Here is a 16,132-nt window from a genome sequence, read left to right as displayed (position 1 = left end):
GGGTAGGGGCTGGATACCGGGTCGTCGGTGGGCGCGGGCCACGCAGGGGGGTGCGGACCGGGCCGGCCCGTCCGTGGCCGAGCTTTCGTGAGCGTAGCGTGACTGAGGAGTCGCGGTGTGCGAACAGTGAGGCGCCACCCGTGCGCGCACCCCTGTGCGACCCCGCTCCCCCGCTTCACCCGGTTCGCTCAGCGTGACCGGTTACGCGCGTCAACTCCGTTGAATCCCAAGGGCGTAGAGGATTCCCCCGGACGGCCGAACACCCTTGGTCAGGGCGGGTGCGGGTCCGTCCCGACCGGGAGCATCGCCTGGCGTGTCAACTTCCAGCCGTCGTCGTGTCGTTCGACATAGCCAAGCGCTCGAAGCTCGTACAGCCGGGCGACGGCCTCCTCTCGGGTGGTGCGCGCCTCGCGGGCGATCTCGTCGGGCGCGGCCGGGCGGACGGTGGGCAGGGCGGCGAGGACGGTGGCCGCGTCGGGGTCGAGCAGGTCGCGCGGGAGCACCGGGCCGCGCCGGGGCGGGGCCAGTTCACCGATCCCGCCGACTAGTTCGACGACGTCCGCGGCGTCGGTGACGAGCACCGCCTCCCCGCGCAGCAGTTCGTGCACCCCGGCGGAGCGCCCGCTGGTCACCGGGCCGGGTACTCCCATGGTGAATCTGCCCAGCCGCTGGGCGGCTCGGGCGGTGGCGAGCGAGCCACTGCGGCAGGCGGCCTCCACGACGACCGTGCCCCGCGTGAGCGCTGCGATCACCCGGTTGCGGACGATGAAACGGCTGGGCGTCGGATGATCACCGGGCGGCAACTCCCCGATGACGAGACCCTGTTGAGCGATCCGGTCGATCAGCGCGGCGTGCCCGCGCGGGTACGCCTGGTCCACCCCCGAGGCCACCACGGCGACGGTGGCTCCGTCGGCCGCGAGGGCACCCCGGTGAGCGGCGCCGTCGACCCCGTACGCTCCGCCGGAGACGACGACCCAGCCCTGTTCGGCCAGCCCGGCGGCAAGGGTGGCCGCCACATGGGCGCCGTACTCGGTGCAGGCGCGGGCCCCGACGACGGCCACGGAACGCAGCGCCCACATCCGCAGCCCCGGTCTGCCGCGCACCCACAGACCCACCGGGCGTCCGTCGCCCAGGTCGTCGAGCTGGGCGGGCCACTCGGCGTCCCCGGGACACACGAACCGCGCCCCCGCCTCCCGCGCGGCCGCCAGATCCGCCTCCGGCTCCGCGCGCGCCGCCCGTGCCAGCAGTCCCCGCCAGCGGGTGCCGTTCACCCCCGGCAGCGGGTCGCCGGCCTCCCGCAGCCGCCGCACCACTTCCGGCACCCCGAAAAGACGCAGCCACCGGCCGCCGACGTCGTCGCCGGGTTCGATCACGCGGGTGAGGAACACCCGCCCGATGCGCTCCTGCGCCGCTCGGTCCGCCGTCATGCCACGGCTCCGATGGCCATGGGGACGCCGCGGGGGACGCCGGTGCGCAGTTGCAGGGCGAGGGCCACGTCCCCGGCGTCCGGGCGGTCGTGTCCGAGCAGGTCGGCGACGGTCCACGCCACCCGCAGCACCCGGTCGATGCCGCGTGCGGTGAGCACGCCGCGCTCCAGACTGCGCTCGGCCTCGTCCATCGCACCCGCGACGGCGTGGAAGCGGCTGCGCAGCTCCCGTCCTGGCACCTCGCTGTTGGTGGCCCACGGTGTGCCGGACAGCCGGGCCGCCACCCGCTGCCGTGCCTCGCGCACCCGGTCGGCCACGGTCGCGGTGGACTCGCCGCGCGCACCGGGGTCGGTCAACTGGGCGCGGGTCACCGGATCGACCTCCACCCGCAGGTCCACCCGGTCCATCAGCGGGCCGGAGAGCCGGGACTGGTAGCGCCGGATCGCCGAGGGCGGGCAGTCGCACAGGGAGTCGCGCTGGGAGAAGCGCCCGCACGGGCAGGGGTTGGCAGCCAGCACCATCAGGAACCGCGCCGGGAACCGCACCACGCCCGCACTCCGCGCGATCACCACATGCCCGGACTCCAGGGGCTGTCGCAGCGCGTCCAGTGTCTGGGTGTGGAACTCGGGCGCCTCGTCCAGGAACAGCACGCCCCGGTGGGCCAGGGAGACGGCACCGGGCCGGGCGACGCCTGGGCCGCCGCCGACCAGCGACTGCATGGTGGCCGAGTGATGCGGGGCGCAGTAGGGCGCCACGTCGATGAGCGGCTTGCCCGGAGGCAGCAGCCCGGCCACCGAGTGCACGGCGGTGACCTCCAGGGAGTCCTGCCGGGTCAGCCGGGGCAGTACGGCGGGGAGCCGTTCGGCGAGCATCGTCTTGCCCGCGCCGGGCGGGCCTTCGAGGAAGAGGTGGTGACCGCCGGCCGCCGCCACTTCCACCGCCGTACGGGCCGAGGTCTGGCCCACCACGTCGGCCAGGTCGTGGCCCTGGTCGTGCTGGGCCGCCCCGGCGCTGTGCATACCGGTGGCCGAGCCGGTACCCGGCATCCGGAGCCCGGCGAGGAGCGGATCGGGACGCCCGGGAGCGTCCGGCTCCTCCTCGGGTACCGGTTCGTCCGCGAGGACGGCGATGAGCTGGCGCAGGCTGCGTACGCCGAGGACGGACACCCCGGGCACCAGCGCGGCCTCGGCCGCGGCGCACTCGGGCACGACGACCTGGGTGTACCCGGCGTCGGCGGCGGCCAGGACGGCGGGCAGGATGCCCCGGACCGGCCGGACCCGGCCGTCCAGCCCGAGTTCGCCGATCATGACGATGTCGGCCAGCACCCTGGGATCGACGCGCTCGGCCGCGCCGAGCACGGCGCTCGCCACGGCGAGATCGAAGCCCGAGCCGGCCTTGGGCACCGAGGCCGGGCTGAGTCCCACGGTGAGTTTCTTCTGCGGCCACTCGCCCCCGGAGTTCACCACGGCGGCCCGGACCCGGTCCCGGCTCTCCGTCAGGCTCTTGTCCGGCAGCCCCACCAGGGTGAAGGCCGCCACTCCGGGCTCGAGGTCGGCCTGGACCTCGACGAGGACACCCTCGACACCGACCAGGGCCACCGAGCAGGTGCGGGCGAATCCCATTCAGGCCACCCCCCGCGCGTGCTCCACGGCGGGCGCGCCGCGCCGGGGCAGCAGCACCCCGACCAGATCGACCCGGACCCCGTCCGGCGGCGCTCCGCCGTGGGTATGCACCCATCGCTCGGCCAGGTCCAGCAGCCGTCGCGCCTTCTCGGGCGTGACGGCGGCCATCGGGTGCTGGAACTCGCCGCCGCGCCGGGTCTTCACCTCGCAGACGACCAGCGTGCCGCCGTCCCGCGCCACGATGTCGATCTCTCCCGAGCGTCCGCAGCGCCAGTTGCGCTCCAGGATGCTCATCCCGGCCTCGGTCAGCCGCCGCGCGGCCAGATCCTCGCCGTACCTGCCCAGTCCACTGCGTGCCTTGGTCATGTCGGCACCACCTCCGGCACCCACCGTGACGGGGCACACCGAAAGAAGTGGATCTTGGTGGACGGAGCCGCGCTTGTGGATATCTCCGCCACCCGTCTGAGTGACGAGACGACCGGCGCGGCCCTACCCGGGCGAACTCAGAGCCGACTCACAGCTGCTTCCGAGCGCCCTCACCCGCTCGGCAACTCCAGATCGCTCTTGTTCAGCTCCTCGATGTTCACGTCCTTGAACGTCAATACCCGGACCTGCTTGACGAACCGTGCCGGGCGGTACATGTCCCACACCCAGGCGTCGGCCATCGACACCTCGAAGAACACCTCGCCCTGGACCGAGTGCACCTGCATCTCGTAGTCGTTGGTGAGGTAGAAGCGCCGTTCCGTCTCGATCACGTATTTGAACAGACCGACGACGTCGCGGTACTCCCGGTAGAGCTTCAGCTCCATCTCGGTCTCGTACTTCTCGAGGTCCTCGGCGCTCATGGCAGCTTCCCCTTCAGCCGTGCGATCCCCCCATTGTGCGCCAGTCCGGCGAACCCTCAGACGATTTCCGTGTCGAGGGTCACGGGCGTGGCCGGGGGACCCTCGTCGAGCAGCGTGCGCAGCAGCCCGGCGAGCCTGGTCGGATACACCGTCTCATGCGCCTGCTCGAGTTCCCGACACGTCCACCAGCGCGCTCCCGACACACTGCGCCGCTCCAGCTCGGTCAGCCCGAGGGCGGCCGTCACCGTCTGTGTCGTACGGGCCAGGTAGTACCACTCGTCCTGGTCCCACCTGCGCCCGGCGAACGGGAAGGAGCACCGGCGGCGCCACAGCACCGGGCCCAGGTCGACCTCGGTGATGCCGGTCTCCTCGACCAGTTCACGGAGCGCGGCCTGCTCACGGGTCTCGGCGCCCTCCACACCGCCGCCGGGGGTGAACCACCAGTCGTCGGCCGGGTCGTCCGGCTCGTGGCCGTGGAGCAGCAGAACGCGGTCGGCGGGGTCGAGCAGCACCACACGGGCGACTTTGCGCAGGCCGCCCGCACAGGTGTCCTCAGCCGGCATGGACGGGCTCCGCGCTGCTCCGGGCGCGGGAGCGGCCCACGCGCGCCGCGATCGGGCCGTAGGCGGCACCGCCCAGGACCAGCACCGCACCGGCGACGATCATCACCTCGATCAGCGGCAGCGGGCCCGGCTCCGACAGCGTGCCCAGCGCCTCGAACCCGGTCGGCCGGGTCAGCATGCCGCGCATCGGCCAGACCACGGAGTCCACGCGGGCGTGCACGGCACCGCGGCTCACCGTGCCCTCGGCGGCGTCGGTGAGGTGCGCGGTGGAGTCCAGCGAGCCCTGGCGCTCGTCGCCGAGCAGGAACAGGCGGCCGTGGGGCACGGTCACCGTCGGAAAGCCCTTGGCCTCGGCCGGGGTGCCCTTGGGCAGATAGGGCTCGTCGACCGGCTTGCCGTTGACGCTGAGCTTGCCGTCGGTGCAGCAGGCGACGGTGTCCCCGCCGACCGCGACCACCCGCTTGACCACGTCGGCACCGGTCACCCAGCTCTTGTCGCTGAACACCACCACGTCACCCCGGCGCACGTCCGCGCCGTCGACCCGCTGGGCCAGCACCCGGTCCCCGGCGTCGATGGTGGGGGTCATCGAGCTGGTCGGCACGGTGTAGGGCCGGTAGCTCACCGCTGCCCAGCCGAAGCCGGCCAGGAAGAGCAGCAGGCCCAGGGCCACCGCCACGCCCGACAGTTTCCCGCCGAGGCCGCCCTTGGACTCCCCGCCTTGGGCACTCGCCATGTCGTCTCCCGGTCCCCTCCGCCGGGGTCGCCCGGCCTGCCACGATCCGCCTTTGGTAGCACACCGGGCCGGAAAGCCGCGAGGGCGGTGTCCCCCGGTGACCGGTTCTTCACCGGGTCTCCGGGAAACACCGCCCTCGGCAGTGCCCGTGGGTCGCACCTCTGGTGCCGCGCGAGCTCACACCTCGAGCGCCCCCGAGCTCACACCTCGCGCGCGGCCTCGGCGGCAGCGGGACGAGTGCCCTTGCGGCGGCGCCACACCGCCACCGGCACCACGAGCGCGACCGCACCCGCGCCCGGCGCGTACGGCAGCGAAGCGGCGGCCGAGCTCTGCGTGTCCAGGCCCGGCTGGTCGAAGGTGTCCGGGATCGGCAGGGTGCCCCAGCGGTTGATGGGCCACGCCTTCACGATCGCGCGCCCGACGACGTCCTTGACCGGCACCATCCCGTGGTTCTCGTCGGTCTGGTTGTACCGCGAGTCCCGCGAGTTCTGGCGGTGGTCGCCCATCACCCAGATGTAGCCCTCGGGCACCTTGACCTTGAACTGGCCGCCCTGGTCGTCCACGCTGCACGGCGTGTTGCCGGGGTAGACGTACGGCTCGTCGAGCGCCTTGCCGTTGACCTTCAGCGGGGCGCTGCCCTCGCACTCGACCGTGTCGCCGCCGACGCCGATCACGCGCTTGATGAGGTCCTTCTCCTCGGCGGACGGCATCAGGCCGATCCAGCTCAGCGCCTTCTGCACCGCGTTCTGCTCCGGCGTCGGCTCGCCCGCCAGCCACTGGCCGGGGTCGTGGAAGACGACGACCTCGCCGCGCTCGGGCTCGGAGCCGAACCAGGGGGTGAGCTTGTCCACCAGGACGCGGTCACCCTGCTGGAGGGTGTTCTGCATCGAGTCGGACGGGATCGAGAACGCCTGCACCAGGAACGTCTTGATCAGCAGGGCCAGGACCAGCGCGATACCGACGAGGATCGGCAGTTCCTTCCAGAACGAGCGCTGCTTCTCCGGCCGGCGCGCGGCACCGCCGCCGCCACCGCCCTCGTCGGTATGCGGGGGCCGGCCGGGCGGGGTGCCGTCACCGGCCGCCGCGAAGCCGTTCCCGGAGTTCACGGCGCCGTCCGGGGCCGAGGCGTCGGATCCCACGGGGTGCCCGCGGTGCTCCTCGCCGTCGTGCCCCGACCGTGCGCCAACCGCCACATCCCCCACGCCAACTCCTTACTCTGTGCCGCCGCCTGCCCCATGCACGGTGCAGGCCCACCACTCCCATAACGAGCGGGAGTTCCGCAGGGGTCGGGAGCTGGGTCAGTCCGTTCGGATCGTAGGGGGCAACCCTATGCGACGGGGCACGGGCCGCACTCGCCCCGGAGGCCGCGTCGGTGACGCTTGCGAAGGTTTTAGGTTCGTCCAGGCGCGTCCAGTGCGCGAAGGGCCAGCCGATGAACATCGCCCGGCCGACGACCGACTCCTCGGAGACGGTCCCGCCGTACGGGAGGTTCTGGTGGAAGCGGGAGTCGGCGGAGTTGCCCCGGTGGTCGCCCATCACCCACAGGCGGCCCTTGGGCACCGTGATGTCGAAGGAGGTCGCGGAGGGGGCGTTGCCGGGATAGATGTAGGCGCCCTCGGTGAGCGGGGCGCCGTTGACCGTGACCCGCCCCTCGGCGTCACAGCACTTCACATGGTCGCCGCCCACCCCGATGACCCGCTTGATCAGGTCCTTCTCGTTGTCCGAGGGGAGCAGGCCGATGAAGGTCAGCCCCTCCTTGACCTGCTTGACCACGACCGGGTCGTTCTTCTTGGGCGCTTCCTCGCCGGTCAGCCAGCCGCCCGGATCGTGGAACACCACCACGTCACCGCGCGCCGGCCGGGAGCCGAACCAGGGGGTGAACTTGTCGACCAGCACCCGGTCCCCGATCCGGATCGTCTGCTCCATCGAGCCGGAGGGGATCACGAACGCCTGCACCAGGAAGGTCTTCAGCACCAGCGCGATCAGCACCGCGACCCCGAGCAGCAGCGGGATCTCCCGCACCGCCGATCGTCTGCGTTTGCGCTTCACCTTGCGCTGGAGCTTGCGCCGCTCCGCCCGCGAACGGCCGGCGCTCGGCCGGGAGGTCCGGCGGGCGCCGGTGGGCAGCGGATTGTCGGCGGCCGCGCCGGACACCCCGCGCGGCCTTGCCCGGTTACCCATGCGCGGCCTCCGCGGCAGGTACGTGCGCGTAGGCGCCGGGGCGCTCGATGCGCGTCCAGTGGCCGTACGGCCAGACGATCCAGTCGGCGCGGCCCACCACGTCCTCCACCGGGACCATGCCGCCGCCGGGCGAGCCGAGGTGGTCGCGGGAGTCGCTGGAGCGGGCGCGGTGGTCACCGAGCAGGAAGAGGCGGCCGTCGGGCACCACCACGTCGAAGGGCACGCCGGACGCGCTGTCCCCCGGATAGAGGAACCCCGTCTCGTCGACCGGGTGGCCGTTCACCTCGATCCTCCCCTCCCTGTCGCAGCAGACCACGTGGTCGCCTCCCACCCCTACAACGCGCTTGATGTAGTCGGCGTGCCCGAAGTAGCCGGTCCCGTCGAACACCACCACGTCACCGCGGCTCGGACGGGCACCGAAACGGTACGCCAACTTGTTTACGAGCACGCGGTCCCCGACCCTCAATCCGCGCTCCATGGAACCGCTCGGAATCTCGAACGGCCGCACCACGAACGTGCTCAGGAGCAGCAGGAAGACGAGGCAGGTGAGGAGCGTCAGGGTGAACCGGCCGCCCGGCACCCGCTCGGCGAGCGGGGCCAACGCGAAACGCGACCGGTCCCGCGTACCCGGTGTACCGGGTGGGCGGGAACGGTCGCGTTCGGCGGGCTGTGCTTCGGTGTCCATCGGGGCCAGATGCTATCCGGCCCCGTAACGACTGAAGGCAGGCGCTCAGTTGTCGCGCTTCTCCTTGATCTTCGCGGCCTTGCCGCGCAGCTCACGGAGGTAGTACAGCTTGGCGCGGCGCACGTCACCGCGGGTGACGAGCTCGATCTTCTCGACGATCGGGGTGTGCACCGGGAAGGTACGCTCCACGCCGACGGAGAAGGAGACCTTGCGGACCGTGAAGGTCTCGCGGACGCCCGAACCCTGGCGGCGGATCACGACGCCCTTGAACTGCTGCACACGCGAGCGGTTGCCCTCGATGACGCGGACGTGCACGTTGACGGTGTCACCCGGGCGGAAGGCCGGGACGTCGGTGCGCAGCGACGCGGAGTCGACGGTGTCGAGCAGGTGAGACATTTCGTCTGCTTTCTTCGCTGATGCCACAGGTCATCAACGGAACTAGATGTTCGAAGAGGTCTGCCGTGCGGGTCGGAACGGGCGTCGTGTCCCCCTGTGGCAGGGGCGCACGCCGGACGGACGCACAACAGCGGCCTATTGTTCCACGCCCTCGCTCCTGCGCCAAAATCGCCCGGACGAGTGGCCCTCCGGGTCCGGGGACCAGCCCAGGATGGAGAGCATCTCCCGGTCCTTCTTGTCGAGCGTCGCGGGGTCGCAGCGTTCGATCAGGTCGGGCCGGTTGGCGGTGGTGCGGCGCATCGCCTCGTCCCGCCGCCAGCGCGCGATCCTGCCGTGGTGCCCGCTGAGCAGCACGTCCGGGATCCCATGGCCCCGCCACTCGGGCGGCTTGGTGTAGACCGGCCCCTCCAGGAGGTTGGCCATCGCGCCGGGGGCGAAGGAGTCGTCCCGGTGCGACTCGGCGTTGCCGAGCACGCCGGGCAGCAGCCGGGCCACGGCCTCGGTGACCACCAGGACGGCCGCCTCACCGCCTGCGAGGACGTAGTCCCCGATGGAGACCTCGTAGACCGGCATCCGGGTCGCGTACTCGTCCATGACCCGGCGGTCGATGCCCTCGTAGCGGGCCGGGGTGAAGACCAGCCAGGGGCGTTCCGACAGCTCGACGGCGAGTTCCTGGGTGAAGGGGCGGCCGCTCGGGGTCGGCACGATCAGGGCGGGGCTGTGCGCGCCCGACTCGTAGCCGTCGGCCAGCACGGTGTCCAGGGCGTCGCCCCAGGGCTCGGTCTTCATGACCATGCCGGGACCGCCGCCGTACGGGGTGTCGTCGACCGTGTTGTGCCGGTCGTAGGTCCAGGAGCGCAGGTCGTGGACGTTCACGTCGAGCCGGCCGCGCGCGCGGGCCTTGCCGACGAGGGAGACGTTCAGCGGTTCCAGGTACTCCGGGAAGATCGTGACGACGTCGAGCCTCATGCGTCCTCGTCCTCGTCGCGCGGGGCAGCCTCCGCGGCCTCGTCCCGCGCGGAAGCGATCTCGGCCCGGTCGTCGATCAGGCCGGGCGGCGGCGTGATGACCGCCCGCTGCTCGTCCAGGTCGATCTCGCTGACGATCTCCGCCACGAACGGGATCAGCACCTCGCTGCCGTCCGGGCGCTCCACGATGAAGAGGTCCTGGGAGGGCAGATGGGAGATCTCGGTGATCCGGCCCACCTCCGTGCCGTCCTCGGTGACCACGTCGAGGTCGATGAGCTGATGGTCGTAGTACTCGTCCTCGTCCTCCGGCATCTCCTCCGGATCGACGTCGGCGATCAGCAGCGTGTTGCGCAGCGCCTCCGCGCCGGTGCGGTCGCCGACGCCCTCGAAGCGCAGGAGGAGACGGCCGCTGTGCACGCGGCCGGTGGCGATGGTGAGCGGCCCGACGGACGCCGGGTCGGTGGCCAGGACGGCGCCCGGTGCGAGCCGCGACTCCGGCTCGTCGGTCCGCACCTCGACGGTGACCTCACCCTTGATGCCATGAGCACGGCCGATCCGTGCGACTACCAACTGCACGAGTACAGATCTCCTGTCATACGACTGCGGGCCGGGGACGGCCCAGTGGCCCTCCCCGGCCCGAGCCGGTTGCTATGAAGCGTCAGCGGACGTGGTCCACGTCGACGAGGTCGACGCGGACACCGCGGCCGCCGATGGCGCCCACGACGGTACGCAGAGCGCGCGCGGTGCGGCCGTTGCGGCCGATCACCTTACCGAGGTCGTCGGGGTGCACCCGGACCTCCAGCACGCGCCCGCGGCGCAGGTCGCGCGAGGCGACCTGCACATCGTCGGGGTTGTCGACGATGCCCTTCACGAGGTGCTCAAGCGCCTCTTCGAGCATGCTGCTCAGGCCTCGGTCGACTCGGCGGACTCAGCGGCCGCCTCGTCCTTCTTCTCAGCCTTCTTCTTCTGGGTGATGGCCTCACCCTTGTTGTCGTCGTCGGAGCCGAGGCCCTCGAACGACGGACGCTCGGCCTTCGGCGCGGCGACGAGGAGCGGCGCGGGGGCCGGCTCGCCCTTGAACTTCTGCCAGTCGCCGGTCTTCTTCAGAATGGCGAGCACCGGCTCGGTCGGCTGCGCACCGACACCCAGCCAGTAGGCGACGCGATCGGCGTCCACCTCCATGACCGACGGGTTGTAGGTCGGGTGGTACTTGCCGATCTCCTCGATGGCCCGGCCGTCACGGCGGGTACGGGAGTCGGCGACGACGATGCGGTAGTGAGGCGAACGGATCTTGCCCAGACGCTTCAGCTTGATCTTGACTGCCACGGGAGTGAGTTCTCCTGGAATTGACGTGTTGGGCACGGCGGAGTTGCCGCGTGGGGTTGCGGTACCCGAGTGCCCGATGGACGCGTCAGCCGGAGGAGAGAGGGGTCCTGTGCGACTGTCGAGTACAGCTAGACATTGTGCCACACCCGGCGGGGCGCCCAGGGACACGGTCGGCGATCCCGGGCATGCCTGGGAGGCGCCCGGCGCCGCGCCTGCGCCCGCCCGCCGGGCGGAGGGAAGCTGACCGTACGGCTGCCACGAGCAGCCGTCTCGTCAGCTCGCCGCTGCCACCGCCTCCGGGATGCGGAACGGTTTGCCGCAGCCGCCGCACATGATCGGCGCCTGCGCCAGGACCGAGGGGACCACCCGGACGTTGCGCCCGCAGTCGCAGACCGCCTTGACCCGGACCCCGCCCCCGGAGGAGCCGTGCCGGGCGGCCGGGCCCCTGAAGGTGCGCGAGGTGTCGGCGGAGGTGGCCACCGTGTGCGCCTTCAGCGCCCGCTGCAGCCGGTCGATGGTCGGACGGTAACGCCGCTTGGCCTCGGGGTTGAGCGTGACCAGCGAGAAACCGCTGCTGGGATGCGGTTCCTCGGGGTGGTCCAGGCCCAGCTCCTCGGCGACGGCGAGGAAACGGCGGTTGTGGTAGCGGCCGGCCCGCGAGGTGTCGCGCACCCCGCGGGAGGCGGCGATGCCGTGCACCGCCTCGTGCAGCAGCCGCTCGAAGGAGAGCTCGTGCCCGCACGCGGACGACGACTCCCCGATCAGTGATTCCGGTGCGGCGAGGTCGGGCAGCTCGGGGTGGTACCGCTGAATATCGGCCCACGCCTGTGCCAGCTCCGCGGCGAGAACAGGTGGTGTCTGTGTCGTGCTCACGTAATGACAACGAGCGGGGGTGCCGCTGTGTTCCTATTCCGGGGCATCTCAAATAATTTGCACCTACCCGTCAGTTGTCGCCGATGCGTCTTGACGAGGGCGGGTCCGCCGTTTCACGGAGAAGCCTCGCAGCTCCCCACAAGCCGGTGCGTAGCCAGACGTACGGCCACCGGCGTCGGCGGGGCTACTGCCACCGCCGGAACCCGCACGTTACCGGGTGCCCCCGAGCGCCGCCGAACCAGGTGGTGCGCGGCAGCGTTGCGGGGGCGTGAATTCGAGCCACACGCGCCATCCGGGGGCAAGCCGGGCCCCACGACCACTGGACGACACGGCGAGCCGGGAGTTACCTGGCATACGTGGAAAGTGCGCACGCACGGCACACGGGGGCCACACACCGGGCACAGCGACGGACAGCCGGCGGATTGGGGCGCTACCTATGACACCTACGCTCGTGCGGGAGCACCTGGCCCACGCGGGTTCCGCACCACCCCGCGTGAACCCCCGCAAACGCGCGCGCGACTGGTCGGAGATCCAGGAGCGGATGCTTCTGCCGCTCCACGAGACCGTCCACGAGCGCCTCGAAGTGGGACCGGGCACCCGACTGCTGGGCCTTTCCTGCGGCTCCGGGCTCGCCCTGCTGCTGGCGGCCGCCAAGGGCGCGGCCGTCACCGGCGTCGACTCCCGCACCGAACACCTCGCCCTCGCCCGGGAACGCCTGGACCCGGACGGCCCCCTGGACGCCCGGCTCGTGCAGGCGGACTCCCCCGCGGACGCGGCCGACGACGACACACCTCCGTACACCCTCGTGACCGCCTACGAGACGGTCGGCGCCCTCGACGACTCCGCCGACCTCGACGACACCCTCGCCGCCGCGCTGCCGCTGGCCGCGCCCGGGGCCGCCGTGGTGCTGGCCGGCTGGGGCCCGCCCGAGCGGTGCGCCACCTCCACCGTCCTGCGGGTCGCCGCCAAGCTGGCCGAACCGCTGCGCGGCGCCCGCACCTGGCGCCCGGCCCGCCGGGACGACCTGGAGGAGGTCGCCCTGCGCGCGGGACTGAGGCCGGACGGCTCCGGCCGGGTGGCCTGCCCGTTCGGGTACGCCGACACCGACAGCGCGGTACGCGGGCTGGTGTCGACCGGGCTGTTCGACGCGGCTGTAGCGGCGACGGACCGCAAACAGGTCGGCAAGGAGCTGACCGAGTCCCTGCACCCCTACCGGCGCCCGGACGGGACGGTCTGGATGCCGAACGTCTTCCGCTACCTGATCGCCCGCGTGCCCTAGGGCCGCACCCTGATGCGCGAAGGGCGCCCCCTCACGAAGAAGGGGCGCCCTCGGCATGTGCGCGGGACCGGTTTCAGCCCATGAACTTCTTGAACTCGTCGGGGAGTTCGAAGTCCTTGCCGCCCTGCTGGGGCAGACCGAGCGCGTTGCCGCCCTGCGCGGCGGCCTCGCGGCGCTGGGCCTCCTCCAGCTCCTGCTGCTTGCGCTTCATCGGGTTGCCCGAACGCTGCTTGCCCTTGGCCTTCTTGGGCTGCTTCTTGGTGCGGCCGGGGCCGCCGCCCATGCCCGGCATGCCCGGCATGCCCGGCATCCCGCCGCCCTGGGCCATGCGGGACATCATCTTGCGCGCCTCGAAGAACCGCTCCACCAGGCCCTTCACCGCGCTGACCTCGACACCGGAACCCTTGGCGATACGGGCGCGGCGGGAGCCGTTGATGATGGTCGGGTCGGTGCGCTCGGCCGGGGTCATCGACTTGATGATGGCGGCCGTGCGGTCCACGTCCCGCTCGTCGATGTTGTTGATCTGCTCCTTGATCTGGCCCATGCCCGGGAGCATGCCGAGCAGCTTGCTGATGCTGCCCATCTTCCTGACCTGCTCCATCTGGGACAGGAAGTCGTCCAGGGTGAAGTCCTGGCCCTTCTTCGACGCCAGCTTCGAGGCCATCTTCTCGGCCTCTTCCTGACTGAACGTCTTCTCCGCCTGCTCGATCAGGGTGAGCAGGTCACCCATGTCGAGGATGCGGGAGGCCATCCGGTCGGGGTGGAACGCGTCGAACTCGTCCAGCTTCTCGCCGTTGGACGCGAACATGATCGGCTTGCCGGTGATCTGCCGGATCGACAGGGCCGCACCACCGCGGGCGTCACCGTCGAGCTTGGAGAGCACGACGCCGTCGAAGCCGACGCCGTCGCGGAACGCCTCGGCGGTGTTGACCGCGTCCTGGCCGATCATGGCGTCGACGACGAAGAGGATCTCGTCCGGGGAGACCGCGTCGCGGATGTCCGCGGCCTGCTGCATCATCTCCTGGTCGATGCCCAGGCGGCCGGCGGTGTCCACGATCACGATGTCGTGGACCTTGGCCTTGGCGAACTCGATGGAGTCCTTGGCCACCTTGACCGGGTCGCCGACGCCGTTGCCCGGCTCGGGGGCGTACACCGCGACACCGGCGCGCTCGGCGACGACGCTGAGCTGGTTGACGGCGTTGGGGCGCTGGAGGTCGCAGGCGACGAGCAGCGGCGAGTGGCCCTGCTCCTTCAGCCAGCGGCCGAGCTTGCCCGCGAGCGTGGTCTTACCGGCACCCTGGAGACCGGCCAGCATGATCACGGTCGGCGGCTGCTTGGCGAAGCGCAGGCGGCGGGTCTCGCCGCCCAGGATGGTGACCAGCTCGTCGTTGACGATCTTGAGCACCTGCTGGGCGGGGTTCAGGGCCCGCGAGACCTCGGCGCCGAGCGCGCGCTCCTTGAGGTTCTTGATGAACGACCGGACGACAGGCAGCGCCACGTCCGCTTCGAGGAGGGCGATGCGGATCTCACGCGCCGTGGCGTCGACGTCCGCCTCGGTCAGCAGACCCTTGCCCCGGAGAGACTTGAAAGTCGCTGACAGGCGGTCGGAGAGAGTATCGAACACGGCGGCGTCGGTCCTCGAGGTCGGAGTCGTTTTGGGCTGCCCTCCAGGGTATCCGGCCGCGCAAGCGATTCCTCCCCGCCCGGCACACTCGGCGAGCGGGGAGTACCGGCAGCTGCCTCAGGCCCGCAGCGCCTCCTCCAGCACGCGGGCGGTCGCCGTCGCGTCCTCCGGGGGCAGAGGCGCCCCTGTGCCGCTGGTGACGTAGAAGGCATCCACGGCGTTGGCGCCCAGCGTGCTGGCGTGCATGCTGCGGACCCGGACCGCCGCCTTCTCCAGGGCCGTGCCGATGCGGAAGAGGAGGCCGGGGGCGTCCTGGGCGCGGACCTCGATCACCGTGGCGTGGCGGGAGGCGGCGGTCCGGGTCGTGACGCGCGGGGGCGGGGCCGCGCGGCCGCGACGGCGGGGATAGGCGGCGTCGCGCTCGGCGAGGCGGCTCGTGATGTCCAGGGAGCCGTCGAGGGCACGGACGAGGTCCGCGCGGAGCCGGCTGGACTGCGGGAGCGAGCCGTACTCGGCGGCGACCCGCCAGTCGAGCAGCAGGACGGAGCCGTCGTCGTCGACATCGTCGGGCAGCCGCAGTGTGCGCAGGCCGCCCGTGCGGACGGTGAGCCGGTGCAGGGCGAGGACCCCGGCGAGGGCGGGCAGCACGCCGGGCTGGTCGGGTACGGCGATGACCAGCTCGACGCCGAGCGGCTCGCCCGTCTCCGCGGGCTCCTCCGGCGGACCGGGTTCGGCCTGGGCGCGCAGGGCGAGGACCGGCCCGCCGGTGCGGTGGGCCTCGATGGCGAGGCGTTCCTGTTCGGCGGTGGGCGCGGCGGGTTCGGGCTCGGTGCCGGGGTGGTCGCCGGCGAGTACGGCAAGGACGCGGCGGACGAGGTCGGTGACGAGGGAGCCGCGCCAGGTGGACCAGGCGGCGGGGCCAGTGGCGAGGGCGTCGGCCTCGGTGAGCGCGTGCAGGAGTTCCAGGGTGCTCTCGCTGCCGACGGCGTCGGCGACGGCGCGGACGGTGGCGGGGTCGTCGAGGTCGCGTCGGGTGGCGGTCTCGACGAGCAGCAGGTGGTGCCGGACGAGGGTGGCGAGGACGCCGACGTCGGCACGGTCGAAGCCGAGCCGGGCGGCGACGTCCTTGGCGATGATCTCGCCGGCCACCGAGTGGTCGCCGGGCCAGCCCTTGCCGATGTCGTGCAGCAGGGCGGCGACGAGAAGCAGGTCGGGGCGGCTGACGCGGCGGGTGAGGGCGGAGGCGCGGACGGCGGTCTCGATGAGGTGCCGGTCGACGGTCCAGAGGTGGACGGCGTTGCGCTGGGGCCGGCAGCGGACCCGTTCCCAGTCCGGGAGCAGCCGGCTGATCAGGCCCTCGGCCTCCAGGGCTTCCCATACGTCGACGGTGGGGCGTCCGGAGCCGAGCAGGGTGATGAGCTGTTCGCGGGCCTCGGCTGGCCAGGGAGTGGGGAGGGGGCGCGCGGTGGCGGCCATGCGCCGCACGGCGTGCGGGGAGAGCGGGAGGGCGGCCTGTGCGGCGGCGGCCGCGGCGCGCAGGGGCAGTACGGGGTCGCGTTCGGGGCGGGCGGTGCGGGCGAGGACCGCCTCGCCGTCCTGCTCGACGACGC

18 protein-coding genes are annotated in these 16,132 nt (G+C 72.1%); 1 reads left to right on the top strand and 17 read right to left on the bottom strand.

Features of this window, described 5'->3' with window-relative positions; translation table 11 throughout:
* Positions 1-269: 269 nt before the first annotated feature.
* From dprA to CCN33_RS07500, 15 genes are all read right to left on the bottom strand, one after another.
* Positions 270-1,427 (bottom strand): DNA-processing protein DprA, encoded by a 1,158-nt coding sequence (dprA, locus tag CCN33_RS07570; RefSeq protein WP_086692506.1) that lies wholly within the window; start codon positions 1,425-1,427, stop codon positions 270-272.
* Positions 1,424-3,049, bottom strand: a complete 1,626-nt coding sequence (locus CCN33_RS07565; protein ID WP_086692504.1) for a YifB family Mg chelatase-like AAA ATPase — start codon at positions 3,047-3,049, stop codon at positions 1,424-1,426. The genes dprA and CCN33_RS07565 overlap by 4 nt, the downstream gene beginning before the upstream one ends.
* Complete coding sequence (locus tag CCN33_RS07560) at positions 3,050-3,415, bottom strand: YraN family protein (protein WP_086692502.1); 366 nt, start codon at positions 3,413-3,415, stop codon at positions 3,050-3,052.
* Positions 3,416-3,585: 170 nt separating this feature from the next.
* Positions 3,586-3,894, bottom strand: a complete 309-nt coding sequence (locus CCN33_RS07555) for a DUF2469 domain-containing protein (protein WP_003993268.1) — start codon at positions 3,892-3,894, stop codon at positions 3,586-3,588.
* Between the two features lie 56 nt (positions 3,895-3,950).
* Positions 3,951-4,457 carry an NUDIX hydrolase gene (locus tag CCN33_RS07550; RefSeq protein WP_086692500.1) on the bottom strand — a complete coding sequence of 169 codons (507 nt, stop codon included), beginning with the start codon at positions 4,455-4,457 and terminating at the stop codon, positions 3,951-3,953.
* Complete coding sequence (lepB, locus tag CCN33_RS07545; RefSeq protein WP_086692498.1) at positions 4,447-5,190, bottom strand: signal peptidase I; 744 nt, start codon at positions 5,188-5,190, stop codon at positions 4,447-4,449. Before lepB (CCN33_RS07545) ends, CCN33_RS07550 begins: the two co-directional genes overlap by 11 nt.
* 200 nt (positions 5,191-5,390) lie before the next feature.
* Complete coding sequence (lepB, locus tag CCN33_RS07540; protein WP_392225243.1) at positions 5,391-6,296, bottom strand: signal peptidase I; 906 nt, start codon at positions 6,294-6,296, stop codon at positions 5,391-5,393.
* A complete protein-coding gene (gene lepB / locus CCN33_RS07535; RefSeq protein WP_140394486.1) occupies positions 6,262-7,371 on the bottom strand; it encodes a signal peptidase I in 1,110 nt (369 codons plus the stop codon). Before lepB (CCN33_RS07535) ends, lepB (CCN33_RS07540) begins: the two co-directional genes overlap by 35 nt.
* Positions 7,364-8,056, bottom strand: a complete 693-nt coding sequence (gene lepB / locus CCN33_RS07530; RefSeq protein WP_086692494.1) for a signal peptidase I — start codon at positions 8,054-8,056, stop codon at positions 7,364-7,366. The genes lepB (CCN33_RS07535) and lepB (CCN33_RS07530) overlap by 8 nt, the downstream gene beginning before the upstream one ends.
* A 45-nt stretch (positions 8,057-8,101) precedes the next feature.
* Positions 8,102-8,452, bottom strand: a complete 351-nt coding sequence (gene rplS, locus CCN33_RS07525; RefSeq protein WP_030808575.1) for a 50S ribosomal protein L19 — start codon at positions 8,450-8,452, stop codon at positions 8,102-8,104.
* 135 nt (positions 8,453-8,587) lie between these two features.
* The gene (gene trmD / locus CCN33_RS07520; protein WP_086692492.1) at positions 8,588-9,421 is read right to left on the bottom strand and encodes a tRNA (guanosine(37)-N1)-methyltransferase TrmD; all 834 of its coding nucleotides are present in this window, start codon (positions 9,419-9,421) and stop codon (positions 8,588-8,590) included.
* On the bottom strand, positions 9,418-9,996 hold the full coding sequence (rimM, locus tag CCN33_RS07515) for a ribosome maturation factor RimM (protein WP_086692490.1): 579 nt from the start codon (positions 9,994-9,996) through the stop codon (positions 9,418-9,420). The genes trmD and rimM overlap by 4 nt, the downstream gene beginning before the upstream one ends.
* Before the next feature lie 82 nt (positions 9,997-10,078).
* Positions 10,079-10,318 (bottom strand): RNA-binding protein, encoded by a 240-nt coding sequence (locus CCN33_RS07510; RefSeq protein ID WP_005479813.1) that lies wholly within the window; start codon positions 10,316-10,318, stop codon positions 10,079-10,081.
* 5 nt (positions 10,319-10,323) lie between these two features.
* Positions 10,324-10,746 (bottom strand): 30S ribosomal protein S16, encoded by a 423-nt coding sequence (rpsP, locus tag CCN33_RS07505; RefSeq protein WP_031183689.1) that lies wholly within the window; start codon positions 10,744-10,746, stop codon positions 10,324-10,326.
* A gap of 273 nt (positions 10,747-11,019) precedes the next feature.
* Positions 11,020-11,619 carry a hypothetical protein gene (locus tag CCN33_RS07500; protein WP_030808564.1) on the bottom strand — a complete coding sequence of 200 codons (600 nt, stop codon included), beginning with the start codon at positions 11,617-11,619 and terminating at the stop codon, positions 11,020-11,022.
* 436 nt (positions 11,620-12,055) lie between these two features.
* On the opposite strand from CCN33_RS07500, the gene CCN33_RS07495 reads away from it, so the two are divergent.
* Positions 12,056-12,898: a methyltransferase gene (locus CCN33_RS07495; RefSeq protein ID WP_208621677.1), complete on the top strand. Its 843-nt coding sequence runs from the start codon at positions 12,056-12,058 to the stop codon at positions 12,896-12,898.
* 73 nt (positions 12,899-12,971) lie between these two features.
* Here the strand turns inward: CCN33_RS07495 and ffh are convergent, their stop codons facing one another.
* Both ffh and CCN33_RS07485 read right to left on the bottom strand, forming a co-directional pair.
* On the bottom strand, positions 12,972-14,522 hold the full coding sequence (gene ffh / locus CCN33_RS07490) for a signal recognition particle protein (protein ID WP_086692486.1): 1,551 nt from the start codon (positions 14,520-14,522) through the stop codon (positions 12,972-12,974).
* Positions 14,523-14,639: 117 nt separating this feature from the next.
* Positions 14,640-16,132, bottom strand: a 1,493-nt coding sequence (locus CCN33_RS07485; RefSeq protein WP_140394485.1) for an HD domain-containing protein, incomplete at its 5' end; no start/stop codon positions are given.

Origin of the sequence: Streptomyces recifensis, assembly GCF_002154615.1 — a bacterium.
GTDB classification, from domain to species: domain Bacteria; phylum Actinomycetota; class Actinomycetes; order Streptomycetales; family Streptomycetaceae; genus Streptomyces; species Streptomyces griseoluteus.
Note: the sequence above shows the minus strand (reverse complement) of the source record. Positions and strands in the feature narration are given on the sequence as shown.